11 protein-coding genes are annotated in these 14,799 nt (G+C 75.5%); 8 read left to right on the plus strand and 3 right to left on the minus strand.

The genetic code is table 11. The features are described 5' to 3' along the window. The first annotated feature begins 93 nt into the window (after positions 1 to 93). From ACZ4VA_RS09050 to ACZ4VA_RS09065, 4 genes are all read left to right on the plus strand, one after another. Positions 94 to 1,068 carry a LysR family transcriptional regulator gene (locus tag ACZ4VA_RS09050; protein WP_468080549.1) on the plus strand — a complete coding sequence of 325 codons (975 nt, stop codon included), beginning with the start codon at positions 94 to 96 and terminating at the stop codon, positions 1,066 to 1,068. Further along, positions 1,016 to 1,726, plus strand: coding sequence for a PDZ domain-containing protein (locus ACZ4VA_RS09055; protein ID WP_389390318.1), 711 nt, complete (start codon positions 1,016 to 1,018; stop codon positions 1,724 to 1,726). The genes ACZ4VA_RS09050 and ACZ4VA_RS09055 overlap by 53 nt, the downstream gene beginning before the upstream one ends. A gap of 286 nt (positions 1,727 to 2,012) precedes the next feature. Next, positions 2,013 to 3,134, plus strand: a complete 1,122-nt coding sequence (locus tag ACZ4VA_RS09060; RefSeq protein WP_356175696.1) for an aminopeptidase P family protein — start codon at positions 2,013 to 2,015, stop codon at positions 3,132 to 3,134. Between the two features lie 54 nt (positions 3,135 to 3,188). Beyond that, positions 3,189 to 4,166, plus strand: coding sequence for an aminoglycoside phosphotransferase family protein (locus ACZ4VA_RS09065; RefSeq protein WP_468080552.1), 978 nt, complete (start codon positions 3,189 to 3,191; stop codon positions 4,164 to 4,166). A 183-nt stretch (positions 4,167 to 4,349) separates the two neighbouring features. Here the strand turns inward: ACZ4VA_RS09065 and treZ are convergent, their stop codons facing one another. Continuing rightward, positions 4,350 to 6,107 carry a malto-oligosyltrehalose trehalohydrolase gene (treZ, locus tag ACZ4VA_RS09070; RefSeq protein WP_468080554.1) on the minus strand — a complete coding sequence of 586 codons (1,758 nt, stop codon included), beginning with the start codon at positions 6,105 to 6,107 and terminating at the stop codon, positions 4,350 to 4,352. Between the two features lie 171 nt (positions 6,108 to 6,278). Between treZ and ACZ4VA_RS09075 the strand changes: the two genes are divergently transcribed. The 3 genes from ACZ4VA_RS09075 (at position 6,279) to ACZ4VA_RS09085 (ending at position 8,792) form a co-directional block, all read left to right on the plus strand. After that, a complete protein-coding gene (locus ACZ4VA_RS09075; RefSeq protein WP_355791809.1) occupies positions 6,279 to 6,830 on the plus strand; it encodes a DUF1707 and FHA domain-containing protein in 552 nt (183 codons plus the stop codon). Positions 6,831 to 7,062: 232 nt separating this feature from the next. Then, positions 7,063 to 8,388: a M14 family zinc carboxypeptidase gene (locus tag ACZ4VA_RS09080; RefSeq protein WP_468080556.1), complete on the plus strand. Its 1,326-nt coding sequence runs from the start codon at positions 7,063 to 7,065 to the stop codon at positions 8,386 to 8,388. Further along, complete coding sequence (locus ACZ4VA_RS09085) at positions 8,385 to 8,792, plus strand: SSI family serine proteinase inhibitor (protein ID WP_389390323.1); 408 nt, start codon at positions 8,385 to 8,387, stop codon at positions 8,790 to 8,792. The genes ACZ4VA_RS09080 and ACZ4VA_RS09085 overlap by 4 nt, the downstream gene beginning before the upstream one ends. A 136-nt stretch (positions 8,793 to 8,928) precedes the next feature. Here the strand turns inward: ACZ4VA_RS09085 and ACZ4VA_RS09090 are convergent, their stop codons facing one another. Further along, positions 8,929 to 10,179 (minus strand): M14 family zinc carboxypeptidase, encoded by a 1,251-nt coding sequence (locus ACZ4VA_RS09090; protein WP_356175709.1) that lies wholly within the window; start codon positions 10,177 to 10,179, stop codon positions 8,929 to 8,931. A 1,165-nt stretch (positions 10,180 to 11,344) separates the two neighbouring features. On the opposite strand from ACZ4VA_RS09090, the gene ACZ4VA_RS09095 reads away from it, so the two are divergent. Beyond that, positions 11,345 to 12,409 (plus strand): cytochrome P450, encoded by a 1,065-nt coding sequence (locus ACZ4VA_RS09095; RefSeq protein ID WP_468080559.1) that lies wholly within the window; start codon positions 11,345 to 11,347, stop codon positions 12,407 to 12,409. Here ACZ4VA_RS09095 and treY read toward each other — a convergent pair. Then, a complete protein-coding gene (treY, locus tag ACZ4VA_RS09100) occupies positions 12,402 to 14,786 on the minus strand; it encodes a malto-oligosyltrehalose synthase (RefSeq protein WP_468080561.1) in 2,385 nt (794 codons plus the stop codon). The two genes, ACZ4VA_RS09095 and treY, sit on opposite strands and share 8 nt — an antisense overlap. Positions 14,787 to 14,799 lie beyond the last annotated feature (13 nt).

The following is a 14,799-nucleotide window of genomic DNA, read 5'->3' on the forward strand; positions in this document are numbered from 1 at the left end:
CGTTCATCCTGGGCGGGACGCCCGGTTCACGTCCAACGATGATCCGCGCACCCTCGATAAGCGTCACTGATGTCGTACGGGATGCTGGGGGTCATGGACCCGCATCTCCTGCGTACGTACGTCGCCGTGGCCCGACTCGCCTCCTTCTCGGCGGCCGCGCGGGAGTTGGGCTACACCCAGTCCGCGGTGTCCCAGCACATCGCCGCCCTGGAGCAGGACCTCGGGGCTCCGCTGCTCACCCGGCGCCCGGTCGCCGTGACCGCCGTGGGGGAGCGGCTCCTCGAACACGCGGAGCCGCTCCTGCTGCGCCTGGACGCCGCCCGGGCCGACGTCGTACGTATGGCGGGGGCTCCCGAACCCGGCCTGACGCTCGCGGTCTCGCCCACCGCATTCGTCCCCCGGGTGCTCGCGGCGCTGCCTCCGGCGGGCGTGACCCTGCGGGTCCTGAGCCGGGACGAGATCCCCACGGCGGTCGCGACGGGCGGCGCCGACCTGGGTCTGGTCGACGGTCTGGCCGCGCCGAGCGACCCCCTCCGGCTGCCCGACGTCGCCCCGCTGACGACCCACGGCGTCGCGGAGGAACCCGTCTGCGTACTGCTGCCGCGGACGCATCCGCTCGCCGCCCGGGACGCGCTGCGCCTCGGCGATCTCGTCGACGCCCGCTGGCTGGACGCCCCCGGTGCGGCCCTGCCGCTGTCCCAGCTCCGCGCGGCACACGGCGGGGAAGGCTTCCGCCCGTCCCTGCGCTACGAGGGCACCGACGTCCGCTGCCTCGTCGCCCTCGCCGCGGCCGGGCACGGACTGGCCCTGCTGCCCCGGACCGCGACAGCCGGCGTCCCGGACGCGGTGGCCGTGCCACTCCTGGACCCGCGCGTCGTGCACCGCACGGAACTCGTGCACGGGGCGTCGCTGCGGGGAGCCGCGGCGGCCATGGCGGACAAACTTCTCGAACGTCACTCGTTGGTGAATCGTCGCGCGCCGAGGCCTTGGGTAGAGCATCTGCCGGAGGCGAGCCATGGAACAGACTGCGTTGCGTCCGAAGCCGATGCCGGGCCGGGAGCCGGGTGACGACCCCCCGACGGAGGGGGCGGGGAAGCCGTGCGGCCGTGCGCCCCACCGCCCGCACGCCGCCCGGCGCCGTGGCAGGCGGCTCATGACCCTGTTCTTCGGCCTGTTCGTCGGGACGGCCCTGGTGCTGTCGGGCGTGGGCCTCGGCACCGTGGGCGCCACGGTGATCGGCATGAGCAAACTGGCCGCGCTGCAGAAGCAGGCCGGTGCCGGTGCGGGTGCGCCGGGAGCGTCCGGACCGTCCGGAGGTCCGTCGGCAGGTCCCTCGGCTTCGGATGAACACCCGGGCGGGCCGGGCAAGTCCACCGGGCGGGACCCGTCCGTGGGGTCCATGTCGACCGGGGAATCGCCCGCGGGCAGAGGGAGTCCGCCTCCCGCCGAGAAGCCGGCGCGGGCCACTCTCGGTGTCGAGGCCGTCGACGCACCCGGTGGCGCGGGCGCGCTCGTCGTCGGCGTCCATGTGCCCGGTCCCGGATACTCCGCGGGCCTCGTGCGCGGCGACGTGCTCACGGCGCTCGGGGCGACCCGGGTCGCCTCGGCCGACGCCCTCGCGCGGGCGGTGGCCGACGCGCGCCCCGGCTCCGCCGTCACCCTGACCGTGCGGCGCGCGGGCGGGGGTCAGCAGCGGCTCACGGCGAGGCCGGGGGTCGTGACGTGAGGGCGGGGGCCGGGGGGGGCGCGTCCAAGGGCGAGTGGCGGGTGGCGGGAGCGTCGGTGCGGCGTGCGGGCGGCGGCAAGTGCGCGCGTCGGTTCCGCAGTCACCTTGAGCGTGCCGCGGGTGGCGGTCTGCGGGGGCGCACGGTGACCTCGGGTGTCGCCACCCGGGGGACCGCGCACCGCGGACACGGATCCCGCGCGCCCGATCGGCTCGCGCCCGCCGCGACGGAGGGGCAGGATGCTGCCCGTAGGCCCCTGGGGGAACTCCGGACGAACGGAGACAAAGGATGACCGGCACACCCGCGCCCTTCACCGCGGACGACTACGCGGCGAGGATGCGCAGGGCGGCGAGCACCGCCGCCGACGCCGGACTCGACGGCGTACTGATCGCACCCGGACCCGACCTGGTCTGGCTCACCGGGTACCGGCCCGTCGAGACCGAACGGCTCACCCTGCTCGTCCTCAGGCCCGGAGAGGACCCCGTCCTGGTCGTGCCGACCCTGGAGGCACCGGACGCGGCGGCCGCCGCGGCTGCCCCCGCCCTGACGCTCCGCGACTGGACCGACGGCACCGACCCGTACGAGGCGGCGGTCGCCCTCCTCGACCGCACCGGCCGTTTCGGCGTCAGCGACAACGCCTGGGCCATGCACCTGCTCGGCCTCCAGCAACGCCTGCCGGAGACCCGCTACGCCTCCCTCACCGAAGCCCTGCCGATGCTGCGCGGGGTCAAGGACGCCGCGGAGATCGAACGGCTGGCCGCCGCAGGCGCGGCCGCGGACGCCACGTACGAGGAGATCCTCAAGGTCCCCTTCGCCGGGCGCAGGGAGACGGACGTCGCCGCGGATCTCGCCGACCTGCTGCGGCAGCACGGGCACTCGCAGGTCGACTTCACCGTCGTCGGCTCGGGCCCGAACGGCGCCAACCCGCACCACGAGGCAGGCGACCGCGTCATCGAACACGGCGACATGGTCGTCCTCGACTTCGGCGGTCTCAAGCACGGCTACGGCTCGGACACCTCCCGCACCGTGCACGTCGGCGAGCCCGGCGAGGAGGAGCGCAAGGTGCACGACATCGTGCGCGCCGCCCAGGAGGAGGGCGTACGGGCGGTCAGGCCGGGAGCCGCCTGCCAGGACGTCGACCGGGCCGCCCGCGCGGTCATCACCGACGCCGGATACGGCGACCGCTTCATCCACCGCACCGGCCACGGCATCGGCGTCACCACCCACGAACCGCCCTACATGATCGAAGGCGAGGAACAGCCCCTCGTCCCCGGGATGTGCTTCTCCGTGGAGCCCGGCATCTACCTGCCGGGCCGGTTCGGGGTACGCATCGAGGACATCGTGACGGTGACCGAGGACGGCGGACGCCGTCTCAACACCACCGACCGCGAACTGATGATCGTCGGCTGACCGGATCCCGGCAGGCCCCACCACGTCCACGTCCCGAACGGCAATGGCGCGTCCATGACCCAGGCATCGACACCGACCACGGAAACCGTCCGCTCTGTGGTCCGCTCCCTGCTCACCGACGGCGGAGCGGGGGGTGGTGCGGCGGCGCGCGGGGGGCCCGCCGGAGCCGTACCGGACGTCCGGCCCGTCGCCGAGGGCGGGGAGGGACACACCTGGTGGGTCGGCACCCGGCATGTGCTGCGGCTCGCCCCCGACCGTGACGCGTCCACACGGCAGCGCCGCGAACTGCGCCTGCGCGACCTCGTACGGCCGCACCTTCCCGTCCCGGTTCCGGTGAGCGTCGCCCAGGGGGAGTGGGCACCCGGTCTGACCTGCACGCTCGACGCGAGGCTTCCCGGCGGGAGCGCCGAGGGGCACACCGTCTCGGCGGTCGGCGAGACCGACCTCGCGGGACTGCTGACCGGACTGCGCGACGTCCCGGTGCGGCAGGCCGAGACACTCGGCGTCCCCCGGGAGACGCCGCGCTCAATGGAGGCACTCCGCACCGCCGCAGAGGAGGCCGCCGGGCAGCTCGCGGCCGTCGACGAGTTCGACCCCGCCGCGCTCAGCCGGCTCACCGGGTCCGCCGCGGTCCAACTGGCCGCCCAGCCGGGCGCCGCGGTCCTCGTCCATCACGCGCTCGGCGGCGAGCACCTCGTGGTCAGCGCCGACGGGCGCGTGCGCGGCGTCCTCGGCTGGAGCGGGGCCGTGACCGGCGACCCCGCCGAGGACATCGCCGGACTCGCCGTAGCCGTCGGCGCCCCGGCCGCCGTACGAGCCGCGACGCTCGCCGGGTACGGGGCGCGCCCGTGCCTGCGCGGCCTCTGGCTGGCCCGCTGCGACGCCGTGATCCGCCTCGCCGCCCGGCTCCGGGGCGGCGCCGCCGACGCGGTCTCCGGCGAGTCGCCGTCGCTGTCGCGTACGCGGCTGCACCGGGCGTGGGAGCCGATCCTGCTGGAGCGGGTCACGGATCTGGGGGAGGGGGCGGAGTAGGGGGGGGCTCGGTGTCGGGCTCGGGTGGGGCGGCGGGCGGGGAGGGCGGGCTCACCAGCCTTACGTGCTGACGGGTCCAACCGGGCTGGCCGGTCGGGCCGGTCGAACCGGTCCGACCGGCCCCACCGTCTCCACCGGCGCCCCCACCGGTGCTCCCACCGCCTCCGCCGGCCCCGCCGGCCCTCACGCCTGCGTGAGCACCACGCACGACTCGCCCGGCAGGTTCAGCAGGCCGTCCGGGCCCGGGGTCGTGACCGGCTCCCAGGCGGCCAGTACGCGGGCGCGGCGCAGACCCAGGGGGATCACCGCCGGATCCTTGCCGAGGTTCACGGCCACCCGTACGTCACCGCGGCCGAGGGCGAGCCAGCGGGCCTGTTCGTCGTAGGCCACCTTGACCGCCGCGAGGTCGGGGTCGGTGAGGTCGGCCTGGCGGTGCCGCAGGGCGATCAGCTCCCGGTACCAGGCAAGCACGCGCGTGTGGACGGCGTTGTCGGGGCCCGGCTCCAGTTCGGACCAGTCGAGGCACGAGCGTTCCCGGGTCGCCGGGTCCTGGGGGTCGGGCACCTCCTCCTCGGCCCAGCCGTGGGCGGCGAACTCGCGGCGCCTGCCCCGGCGTACGGCGTCCGCGAGCTCGGGGTCCGTGTGGTCGGTGAAGAACTGCCAGGGGGTGCCGGCCGCCCACTCCTCGCCCATGAACAGCATCGGGGTGAGGGGCCCGGTCAGCGTCAGCGCGGCCCCGCAGGCGAGGAGGCCGGGGGAGAGGGCGGCGGAGAGCCGGTCTCCCAGGGCGCGGTTGCCGATCTGGTCGTGGGTCTGGGAGTAGCCCAGCAGCCGGTGCGCCGACACCTGCGTGCGGTCCAGCGGGCGGCCATGACGGCGCCCCCGGAAGCTGGAGTAGGTGCCGTCGTGGAAGTAGCCGGACGTGAGCGTCTTCGCGAGCGCCGCGAGCGGGGCCCGCGCGAAGTCGGCGTAGTAGCCCTGGCCCTCGCCGGTCAGGGTGGTGTGCAGGGCGTGGTGGAAGTCGTCGTTCCACTGCGCGTGCAGTCCGAGGCCGCCCTCCTTGCGGGCGCGGATGAGCCGCGGGTCGTTCAGGTCGGACTCCGCGATGAGGAACAGCGGGCGGCCGAGGTCGGCGGCGAGGTCGTCCACGGCCGTCGACAGTTCCTCCAGGAAGTGGAGCGCGCGCGTGTCCACCAGGGCGTGCACCGCGTCCAGGCGCAGCCCGTCGAGACGGTAGTCCCGCAGCCAGGCCAGCGCGCTGTCGACGAGGAAGGCGCGAACCTCGTCCGAGCCGGGCGCGTCCAGGTTCACCGCGGAGCCCCAGGGCGTCTGGTGGGTGTCGGTGAAGTACGGCCCGAACGCCGGGAGGTAGTTCCCGGAGGGGCCCAGGTGGTTGTGCACGACGTCGAGGACGACGCCGAGGCCCAGCTCGTGGGCGCGGTCGACGAACCGTTTCAGTGCCTCTGGCCCGCCGTACGGCTCGTGCACGGCCCACAGTGAGACGCCCTCGTACCCCCATCCGTGCCGGCCGGGGAAGGGGCACAGCGGCATCAGCTCGACGTGCGTGATCCCCAGTTCCGCCAGGTGCCCGAGCCGGTCGGCGGCCGCGTCCAGGGTGCCTTCGCGCGTGTAGGTGCCCACGTGCAGCTCGTACAGCACCGCACCCGGCAGACCGCGTCCCGCCCAGTCCCGGCGCCATACGTAGCGCCCCTGGTCGACGACCGCGCTCAGCCCGTCCGGGCCGTCCGGCTGGCGCCGGGAGCGCGGATCGGGCCGTACGGGCCCGTCGTCCACGGCGAAGCCGTACCGCGTGCCGTCCTGCGCTTCGGCCTCTCCCGTCCACCAGCCGGGGCGGTCGGGATCGCGCGCCAACGCGCGCGTGGAGTCGCCGCACTGGAGCGTGACCCGGTCGGCCTGTGGTGCCCACACCTCGAACTGCACGGACGGTTCTCCCTCGTCTGCTCAGCGTGACGTAGTCCGTCCATGGTGCGTCACGCGAGATCAATTCGCTTTTGGATCGACCCTTTTGCCGCTCCGGACCTTCCGCCGGCCGCCGCGTTCCTTTCCCCTGTTTTCTGGACACCCCGCTCCCGCTGTCCGACAATCACGAGCGTGACGTCGTCTTTCGAGTTCCATACGTACCCCGCGCGGCCTTCGGACGCCGAGCGCGACAGGGCGTTGCAGGTGCTCCGTGACGGTGTCGCGCTGGGGCGGCTCTCGCACGACACGTTCATCCGGCGCATGGAACTGGCGCTCGCCGCCCGGCGTTCCGAGGACCTCGCCGTGCTCACCGCCGACCTGTCCACCGAAAGCCGCTGGTCGCGGCTGGTGTTCGGCACCGTCGAGGCGGTGTCCGGCTTCCCCCTCCGGCTGCGCAGGGCGTGGCGGGCCGAGCGGCTTCCCAAGCTCCAGCTGCCCCACGCGGGCAACGGCTATCCGCTGCGCATAGGGCGGGACCCCGCCAGCGGACTGCGGCTCAACCACGAGACGGTCTCCCGTGTGCACGCCGAACTGAGCCGCCAGGGCGGGATGTGGGTGCTGCGCGACCTCGGTTCGACCAACGGCACCACGGTGAACGGACGCCGGGTCATCGGCGCCGCCGTGGTCCGCGACGGCGATCAGGTCGGCTTCGGGAGGATGTCGTTCCGGCTCGCGTCGGAGTGAGCACCACCCGGCGCGCGGCCCACCCCTGCGTCCCCGTGCCCAAGAGCTGACCCCGCCCCGCAAAGCTCTGGCCTGGGTTTTACGCAGTGAGGTCACCCAACTCCCCGTCACCTCCGGGGTGTTGACGTACCCCATGAGCCGTGGCTGACTGTCCTCTTCCCCGCACATCGGGTGAAACGACGGCACCGTCCAGTGGAGGTGCGCCCTGCCGCCACTCCTCCGCTATCCGACCGTGGACGAGCTGAGCGCCCGCGCGGCGGCCCTCGTCGCCCGCCACCCGCGGGACGCCCGGCTGCGCCGCGCGGGGACGTCACGGGCGGGCACCCCGATGTGGCTGCTGTCCGTGGGACACGGCGTACGCCACACCCTGATCGTCGCCGGCCCGCACGCCAACGAGCCCGTGGGTGGCGCCACCGTCCTCAGGCTCGCGGAGCGCGTCCTCGCCGACCCGAGGCTGTGCGAGGACGCGGACGTCACCTGGAACCTGCTGCTCTGCCTCGACCCCGACGGCGCGCGCCGCAATGAACGCTGGCTGCCGGGCCCGTACACCCTGGGCCGCTACTTCCGGAACTTCTTTCGCCCGGGCTTCCTGGAGCAGCCCGAGTGGCTGCCCGACGGCGCGGCGGACGCGGCCCTGCCCGAGACCCGCACCCTCCTCGACCTCCAGGACGAGCTGCGGCCCTTCTTCCAGGCGTCCCTGCACGGCGTCGACGTCGGCGGCGGATTCGTCGAGCTGACCCGCGAGCTGCCGGGCCTCGCCCAGCGCGTCGCGCACACCGCGGCGCGACTGGGCATCCCGCGCGAGCTGGGTCCGTACGACACCCTGTACTGGCCCACGCTCGGCCCCGCCGTGTACCGCATCCCGCCGCCGCGCCGGGGCGACCTGGCCGCCGCCATCACGGAGGCGGCGGTGGAGTCGACGTGGTTCCACCCGCACGCGTACGGCACGGTGACGGCCGTGGTCGAGGCGCCCATGTGGGGGGTGGCGGCCGTGGAGGACGCCCGGCCGCCCCGGGACGCCGACGCGGTCCTCCGGGCGGTGAGCCGGTCCCTGCGCCGCGACACGGAGCTGCTGGAGGCGATGCTCCGGCGGTTGCGGCCCGCGCTGTCCGCCGTCCCGGACGCGGCCCACCTCCTCGCGCCGGTCGACGACTATTTACTGGTGGGCCCCGGTCTCGCCGACTCCTGGGACCCCGACACCGACGACGGCGGGTCACGTCCGCTGCCGCCCCTCGACACCGCCCGCCTGGCCGCTCTCGGCATCTCCGGGCGCCGGGTCGCGCTGCGCACGGCGGGACTGCTGCACCAGCTGGCGACCGGCGCCGGCGCCGCCGCGGCCGGTGTGCTGCCGGAGCTGGACCGGCTCATCGACGTGTGGTGCGCCGACTACCACGACGGCTACGGAGCCCGCTGGGTGCCGGTCGCACGGCAGGTGGAGTTCCAGGCGCGCGTGGTCCTCGCCGCGTCCGGACTGGCCCGGCGGAGCGAACCCGGCCCCTCCCGTTCGGGTGAGCCCGGCTGGGGAAGTCAGGCCGCCGTGCCGATGCACCGGGAATGACGAAAACCTCTCGAGCGGTACGTGGTGGTCTGCTGGCGGCGATCGCGCTCCTCGCGCTGGGTCCCGCACCGGCCCGCGCGACGGCGGTCCCCGGGGACTGGCTCTACCTCACCGTGACCACGGGCGAGGCCGCCACCGGGGCCACCCGCGGCACGCTCCTGCTGTGCGATCCGCCGCGCGGACACGTACGGGCGGCGCAGGCCTGCGACGAGCTCCGGGCGGTGCGGGGTGACATCGCCCGCATCCGGCCGAGGGCCGACGCGATCTGCCCCATGGTCTACGCGCCGGTGACCGTGACCGCGCGCGGCGAGTGGGCCGGGCAGCCCACCGAGTACAGCCGCACCTTCTCGAACTCCTGCGTGATGGCCGCCGAGACGAGGACGGTGTTCGCCCTGACGGATTGACGCCCGATGCCCGGATGCCCGGACGCCTCAACGAAGTTGACGGGCCGGCGGTCGGACGGGGGTGCCGCCCGTCGCCCACGAGGCGGCACCACCCCCGTACGCCCTCGTTCGTGCCGCCTGTGCCGCCGGGCCGGGTTCACGCCGCCCGGTCGCGGGCGTGGCGGGCCGCCGCGACGACCGTGCGGGTCTGGTGCTCGACCTGGTGTTCCAGCGGGACCCAGCGGGCGCGGAAGTGCTCGGTGAAGGCCTCGCTCCAGGCGGCGACGAGCCGTTCGAGATGAGGGGCCGCACGGTCGTCGGTCTCCCGCAGGACCCGCAGCAGCATCGCCGCCGCCCGCAACGGCAGCCGGCGCCCGAACGCGTCGACGCTGCCCACGTACGCCACCGTGGCTCCCGGCGGCGGTGCCGCGGCCCAGTCACCCGCGAGACCCGGTACGAGGTCCAGGGCCCACCGGGCGGCCCGCAGCATTGGCCCCTCGGGACCCGGCAGCCTCGGCAGGGCGTCCGCGAGAACGCGTTCCACCTGGAGCGCGTCCCGCACCAGCCGCCGGGCCAGGTGCCGCAGGGCCGCCGCGGGGGCGGGGTGGGGCGCCGGATCGTCGACCAGGTCGCCGGCCCACATCGGCACCTCCACGACCGCCGTCAGGCCGCCGTACCGGTGGGCGTGGTACCAGGTGCTGTGCCGGGCGTCGTCCGGCATGCTCGGGTACGCAGTGGGCGAGTCCGGTCCCGGCATCACGTGCACCCCGGGGCCCGAGGCCGGCCAGCCGGCGGCGTCCGAGGGGCCCGTCTCCACCGGGATGTGCAACTCGGCCGCGGACTTGGCGAACGGTTCGGCCAGCCCGGGGACGTCCTTCGTCAACTGCACCCAGCTGCCCCCGAGATCGGTCCCGTGCAGGGTCACCTGGAGGTAGGGCCGCACCTCGTCGATGACACCGAGGAGGGTCCGTGTCTCGGGCGGCAGCCGGTCCGGCGGCAGCACCGACGGCGACCACTCGGGCTGCTCGGGACCGGCCGGGCGGAAGAAGCCGAGGTGGTAGTCGAACAGCGTGCGCGGCGCCGGCGTCACGTGCAGGCTCGCGCCGTCCGGGTCCGCGCAGAGCAGGAAGTGCCAGGAGGTGTCGGCCCTCAACTCCCTTTCGTAGAGCAAGCGTTCGGCCAGGGCGAGCAGGGTCGAACCGCCGGTCTGCTCGTTGGCGTGGGCCCCGGCGACGACCAGGACGGCGCGGGAGGCGTGGCCGACGGACAGCAGGTGCATGGCCCGGCCCGCGCGGGAGGTGCCGACCTTTCTGAGCGTGCACAGTCCCGGCCGGTGATCGGCCAGCGCCCGTGCGGACGAGAAGAGTTCGGACACACTGAGGTAGCGCAGCTCCGGCAGTGGACTCACCCCCGACGTGTCCGCCCGGCCATCGCATTCCGCAGTACTCCACGGACTCGGTGAACTGTCAAGGAAACGCCGGGCGGCTCCGAGGGGCGCCCGGAGGCATTCACGGCCCTCGGGGCGACGGCCCCCGCCTGCCGTCCCGCCCTCGGAGGGCGGTCGGAGGCCCGAGGGCGGCGCGCACGGACCGGCACGGGCCTGCCGGACCCCGCCCGGCCCCCAGCGGGGTCGGACGCCCCCGCTACGTACATGGGTCCCGCGAGGGCGGCCACGGGCGCGCACGAGGCGGCCCTGTTCACCACCGTGCGCCGCCGGGCCGCCCCGGGCCCCGGGAGCGTACGGACGCGGGAGCCGGTCGCTGAGGCGACCCGGCGGGCACCCGGCACCACCACTCACGCCCAGGTCGGGACCCGTGGACCACCGGCACCCCGCGAACCGAGGCCGGCTCCCGTGCGGGCCAGCGGCACCCCGCGAGCCGAGGCCGGCTCCCGTGCGGGCCAGCGGCACCCCGCGAGCCGAGGCCGGCTCCCGTGCGGGCCGGCGGCACCCCGCGAGCCGAGGCCGGCTCCCGTGCGGGCCGGCGGCACCCCGCGAGCCGAGGCCGGCTCCTGTGCGGGCCGGCGGCACCCCGCGAGCCGAGGCCGGCTCCTGTGCGAGCCGGCGGCACCCCGCGAGCCGAGACCGGCTCCTGTGCGAGCCGGCGGCACCCCGCGAGCCGAGACCGGCTCCCGTGCGAGCCGGCGGCACCCGCCGAGGGAGACCGCCGTGCGTGTCACCGATCCCGGCCGGCGGAGGCCGGACGGGCCGCCCGTGCCCGCCGACGAAGTCCGCCGTGCGAGCCATCAACGCCCGCCGACGCCCGCCAGGTTCCCGGCGACAGGGTCCACCGGCACGTCCCTCGCCCCAAACCCGCGCCTCACCCCGCCCGTCGCCGGCCAGGACCCCGCCGGCCGTCCACGCTCGCCGCCCGGGGAGTTCACCCGTCCGGGTGTACCGGGACTGCGGGGTCGGAGCGCCGGTGGTCCGCTGGGTGCAGTTGCGCGCGAGTCCGCCGCGCGCACCCAGCGGCGGGAGGCCGGTGGTGCTGTGTCCTCACGGGCTTCCCGGCGGCACCACGGCCCTGGCCCCTTCGCCGGGCGGGCCGGGCACGCCGGCCCGGCCGCCGCGGCCTGTGCCGCCGAGTCTGGGCGCTCCCGGGACCGCACGCGACCCCTTCCCGCTGTACCGCGCGCTGCGCGAGGGCTTCCCGGTCGTGTACGACGAGCCGGTCGGGGCCTGGCTGATCAGCCGGTACGCCGATGTGCGCGCCGCCCTCGCCGACCCGAGGCTGCTCGCCTCGCCGGAGCCGGCGCCGCCCCGGGCCGGGGGCGCGCGGACCCTCCTGCACTCGGCCCTGCGGGAGGACGCGTTCACCGCCGGGATCGAGCGGGTCGCCCATGTGCTGGCCCGCCGGCTCTCCGGACGCCAAGAGGCCGATCTGGTGGGCGAGTTCTGCCACTGGCTGCCCGCCGCCGCCGCGGCCGTCGTCGTCCTCGGCCTGCCCCGCGGGGACACCCGGCTGGTGCGGGAGCGGGGCCGGACGGGCGCGGGGCACTGGGACGCGCTGCTGCGCCCTCACGTGGTCCGCCGTCGCACCCACCCGCGCGCCGACCTGCTCTCGGTGCTGTGCACCGCCCGGGTCGACGGGGGCCCGCTGCCCGACGAGACCGTGACGGCCCTCGCGGGCACCCTGCTGGACACGGCCGTGCGGACCGGGCACGCCCTCGCCTCGTTCCTCGCCAACCTGCTCGACCACCCGGACCAGTTGGAGCTGATCCGGGCGCGTCCCGAGCTCGTGCCGGGAGCCTGGGCGGAGTCCCTGCGCCGCGATCCGCCGCTGCACGTCGTCCTGCGCCGGGCCACCGAGCGGATCGGCGTCGTACCCGCGGGCGCCACCGTGGCCTGCCTGCCGGGAGCGGCGGGACGGGACCCGGCCCGCTTCACCGACCCCGACCGCTACGACGCCTTCCGGGCCGACCCGGGGGAGCAGGCGTACGGCATCGGGGAGGCGACCCAGGAGCGGCCCGGGGACGACGTGGGGTGCCCGGGCGCCCGACTGGCCTGCCGAACGGCGGAGCACGGCCTGCGCGCCCTGCTGGACGCGCTGCCGCACCTGCGCTGGGCGCCGGGCTTCCGCCCCGTCCCGACGGGTCTGCTCGGCCGTTCTCCGCGGTCCCTTCTGGTGCGGTTCAGCTGACCGCGCCGCCGCCGGTCTCCGGCACCCGCTCCAGCAACGTCACCGGCAGCTCCGCGAACAGCTCCGCCACGCGCGCGTGCCCCGAGAACTCCCGCCCGGGGGTCAGCACGTCGGCCCACCGGCCCGGCGGCAGCTCCAGCCGGGTGTCCCGCCAGCCGCCCGCCTCCGCCAGCCGCAGCGACAGCCGCGTCACCGCCGTGAGCACCTCTCCGGAGCGCGCGAACGCGACACAGTGGTCCGCGGCCGGGCCCACGGCCTCCAGGGGCGTGTACGTCGCCGCCTCGCCGAAGACGTCGGGGCGCCGCCGCCGCAGCCGCAGGGCGGCCGTGGTCAGCGCGGCCTTGGCCGAGGGGCGTTCCTGCGGCGCGAACGGACGGCGGTTGTCCGGGTCGACCAGGGCCCGGTACTCGCCTTCCGTGCCCTGGTAGACGTCCGGCACGCCCGGCATCGTCAGCTGGACCAGGGCCGCCCCCAGGACGTTCGCCCGCACATGCGGCTCGACGGTGTCCCGGAAGTCGTGCACGAGCCGTCCGGGGGCGCCGCAGGGGCCCTCCTCGACGAACGCCGCCACCGCCTCCTCGTACGCGGGGTCCTGTTCGGTCCACGTGGTCCGCAGCCCGGCCTCCCTGACGTGCTTGGCCAGCGCCCCCTGGACCCGCTCCTCGTCGGCCGGGCCGAGCCCGAAGACCGTCTGCCAGGCGGCCCAGGCCAGCGCCGGGTCGGGCACGCCGGACACGCGGAGGGCGGTCGCCTCGGCCAGGACGGCGTCCCACCGCTCGGGGCACTCGGTGAGCACCGAGACGGCCGCGCGCACGTCGGCGCTGCGCTTCGTGTCGTGCGTCGACAGCACGGTGCCCGTGGTGGGCCAGTCGCGCTGCACGCGCGCGCAGTAGGCGTGGAACCGCTCCGGGGACACCGACGGGCTGCCCGGGTTCCCGCCGACCTCGTTCGCCGAGAGGAGCGGCACGTAGCGGTAGAACGCGGTGTCCTCCATGGACTTGGCGCGCAACGCGGACGAGGTCTGGGCGAACCTCGCCCGGAACTCCGCGTGTCCCGGCCCGTCGCCGGCCCGCCCGAGCACCAGGTCGCGTACGACGTCCACGGCCTCGGCCTCCTCGGGCACCGTGAAGGCCCGCCGTGCCTCGGCCGCGGCCTCCTCGGTGACGACGGAGGAGGCGTCCCCGGAGGCGTACGGCCGGTAGACCTCCATGCGGACGAGGAGTTCCCGCAGCGCGGTGCGCAGCGCCCAGGGGGTGCGGTCGCGCAGCTCCGGCAGGGGGGAGCTCGCGCACAGACGGCTCGCCGCGCGCACGAGGCGCTCGACCTCGGTGGCCAGCTCGTGGGTGACGACCTCGTGGGCGGCGCGCCGCACGGTGGCCGCCCAGTCGCCGCCCTCGTCGGCCTCGGGGGCCGCGAAACGGCGGTAGCGGCCCAGGAGTTCGTCCGCGCCCGCCGGGTCCTCGAAGAGGCCGTCCACGTGCCGCAGGGCGTCGTATCCCGTCGTGCCGGCGACGGGCCAGGACGCCGGCAGCGGTTCGCCGTCGGCCAGGATCTTCTCGACCACCGTCCAGCGCCCGCCGGTCGCCTCGTGCAGGCGGCGCAGGTAGGTGTCCGGGTCCGCGAGGCCGTCGGGGTGGTCGACGCGCAGTCCGTCGACGACGCCCTCGCCGAGCAGCCGCAGGACGGTCTCGTGGGTCGCCGTGAACACCTCCGGGTCCTCGACCCGCACCCCGATGAGCTCCGAGATGCTGAAGAACCGCCGGTAGTTGAGCTCGGTCCGGGCCAGCCGCCACCACACCGGGCGGTACCACTGCGCGTCGAGGAGCTGCGGCAGCGGCAGGTCCTCGGTGCCCTCGCGCAGGGGGAACACGTGGTCGTAGTAGCGCAGCACGTCGCCGTCGACCTTGAGCCGGCCGACCTCCGCGCCGAACGGGTGTCCGAGCACCGGGAGCAGCAGCTGACCGTCCTGGGCCTGCCAGTCGATGTCGAACCAGCGCGCGTAGGGCGACTCGGGCCCCTCCCGCAGAACCTCCCACAGGGGGCGGTTGTGGCGCGGGGACATCGCCATGTGGTTCGGCACGATGTCGACCACCAGCCCCAGGCCGTGCTCGCGCGCGGTGCGGGACAGCGAGCGCAGGCCCTCCTCGCCGCCCAGTTCGGCCCGCACGCGCCCGTGGTCCGTCACGTCGTAGCCGTGCAGCGAGCCGGGGACGGCCTCCAGGACGGGGGACAGGTGCAGGTGGGAGACGCCGAGCGAGGCCACGTACGGCACGGCCGCCTCGGCCGCCGCGAAAGGGAACTCCGGTTGCAACTGGAGCCGATACGTTGCGGTGGGTGCCTTGGGCACCGTCACGGGGTCAGGACGCTCAGATGTCATGCAGAGCTACGTA

The sequence above is a fragment of the Streptomyces sp. NPDC028308 genome, assembly GCF_055565855.1.

Bases quoted from the DNA above. Each gene is read 5' to 3' on its own strand.
- ACZ4VA_RS09060 (WP_356175696.1), top strand. From the start codon at position 2,013: ATGACCGGCACACCCGCGCCCTTCACCGCGGACGACTACGCGGCGAGG.
- ACZ4VA_RS09055 (WP_389390318.1), top strand. From the start codon at position 1,016: ATGGAACAGACTGCGTTGCGTCCGAAGCCGATGCCGGGCCGGGAGCCG.
- treY (WP_468080561.1), bottom strand. From the start codon at position 14,786: ATGACATCTGAGCGTCCTGACCCCGTGACGGTGCCCAAGGCACCCACC.
- ACZ4VA_RS09065 (WP_468080552.1), top strand. From the start codon at position 3,189: ATGACCCAGGCATCGACACCGACCACGGAAACCGTCCGCTCTGTGGTC.
- ACZ4VA_RS09050 (WP_468080549.1), top strand. From the start codon at position 94: ATGGACCCGCATCTCCTGCGTACGTACGTCGCCGTGGCCCGACTCGCC.
- ACZ4VA_RS09085 (WP_389390323.1), top strand. From the start codon at position 8,385: ATGACGAAAACCTCTCGAGCGGTACGTGGTGGTCTGCTGGCGGCGATC.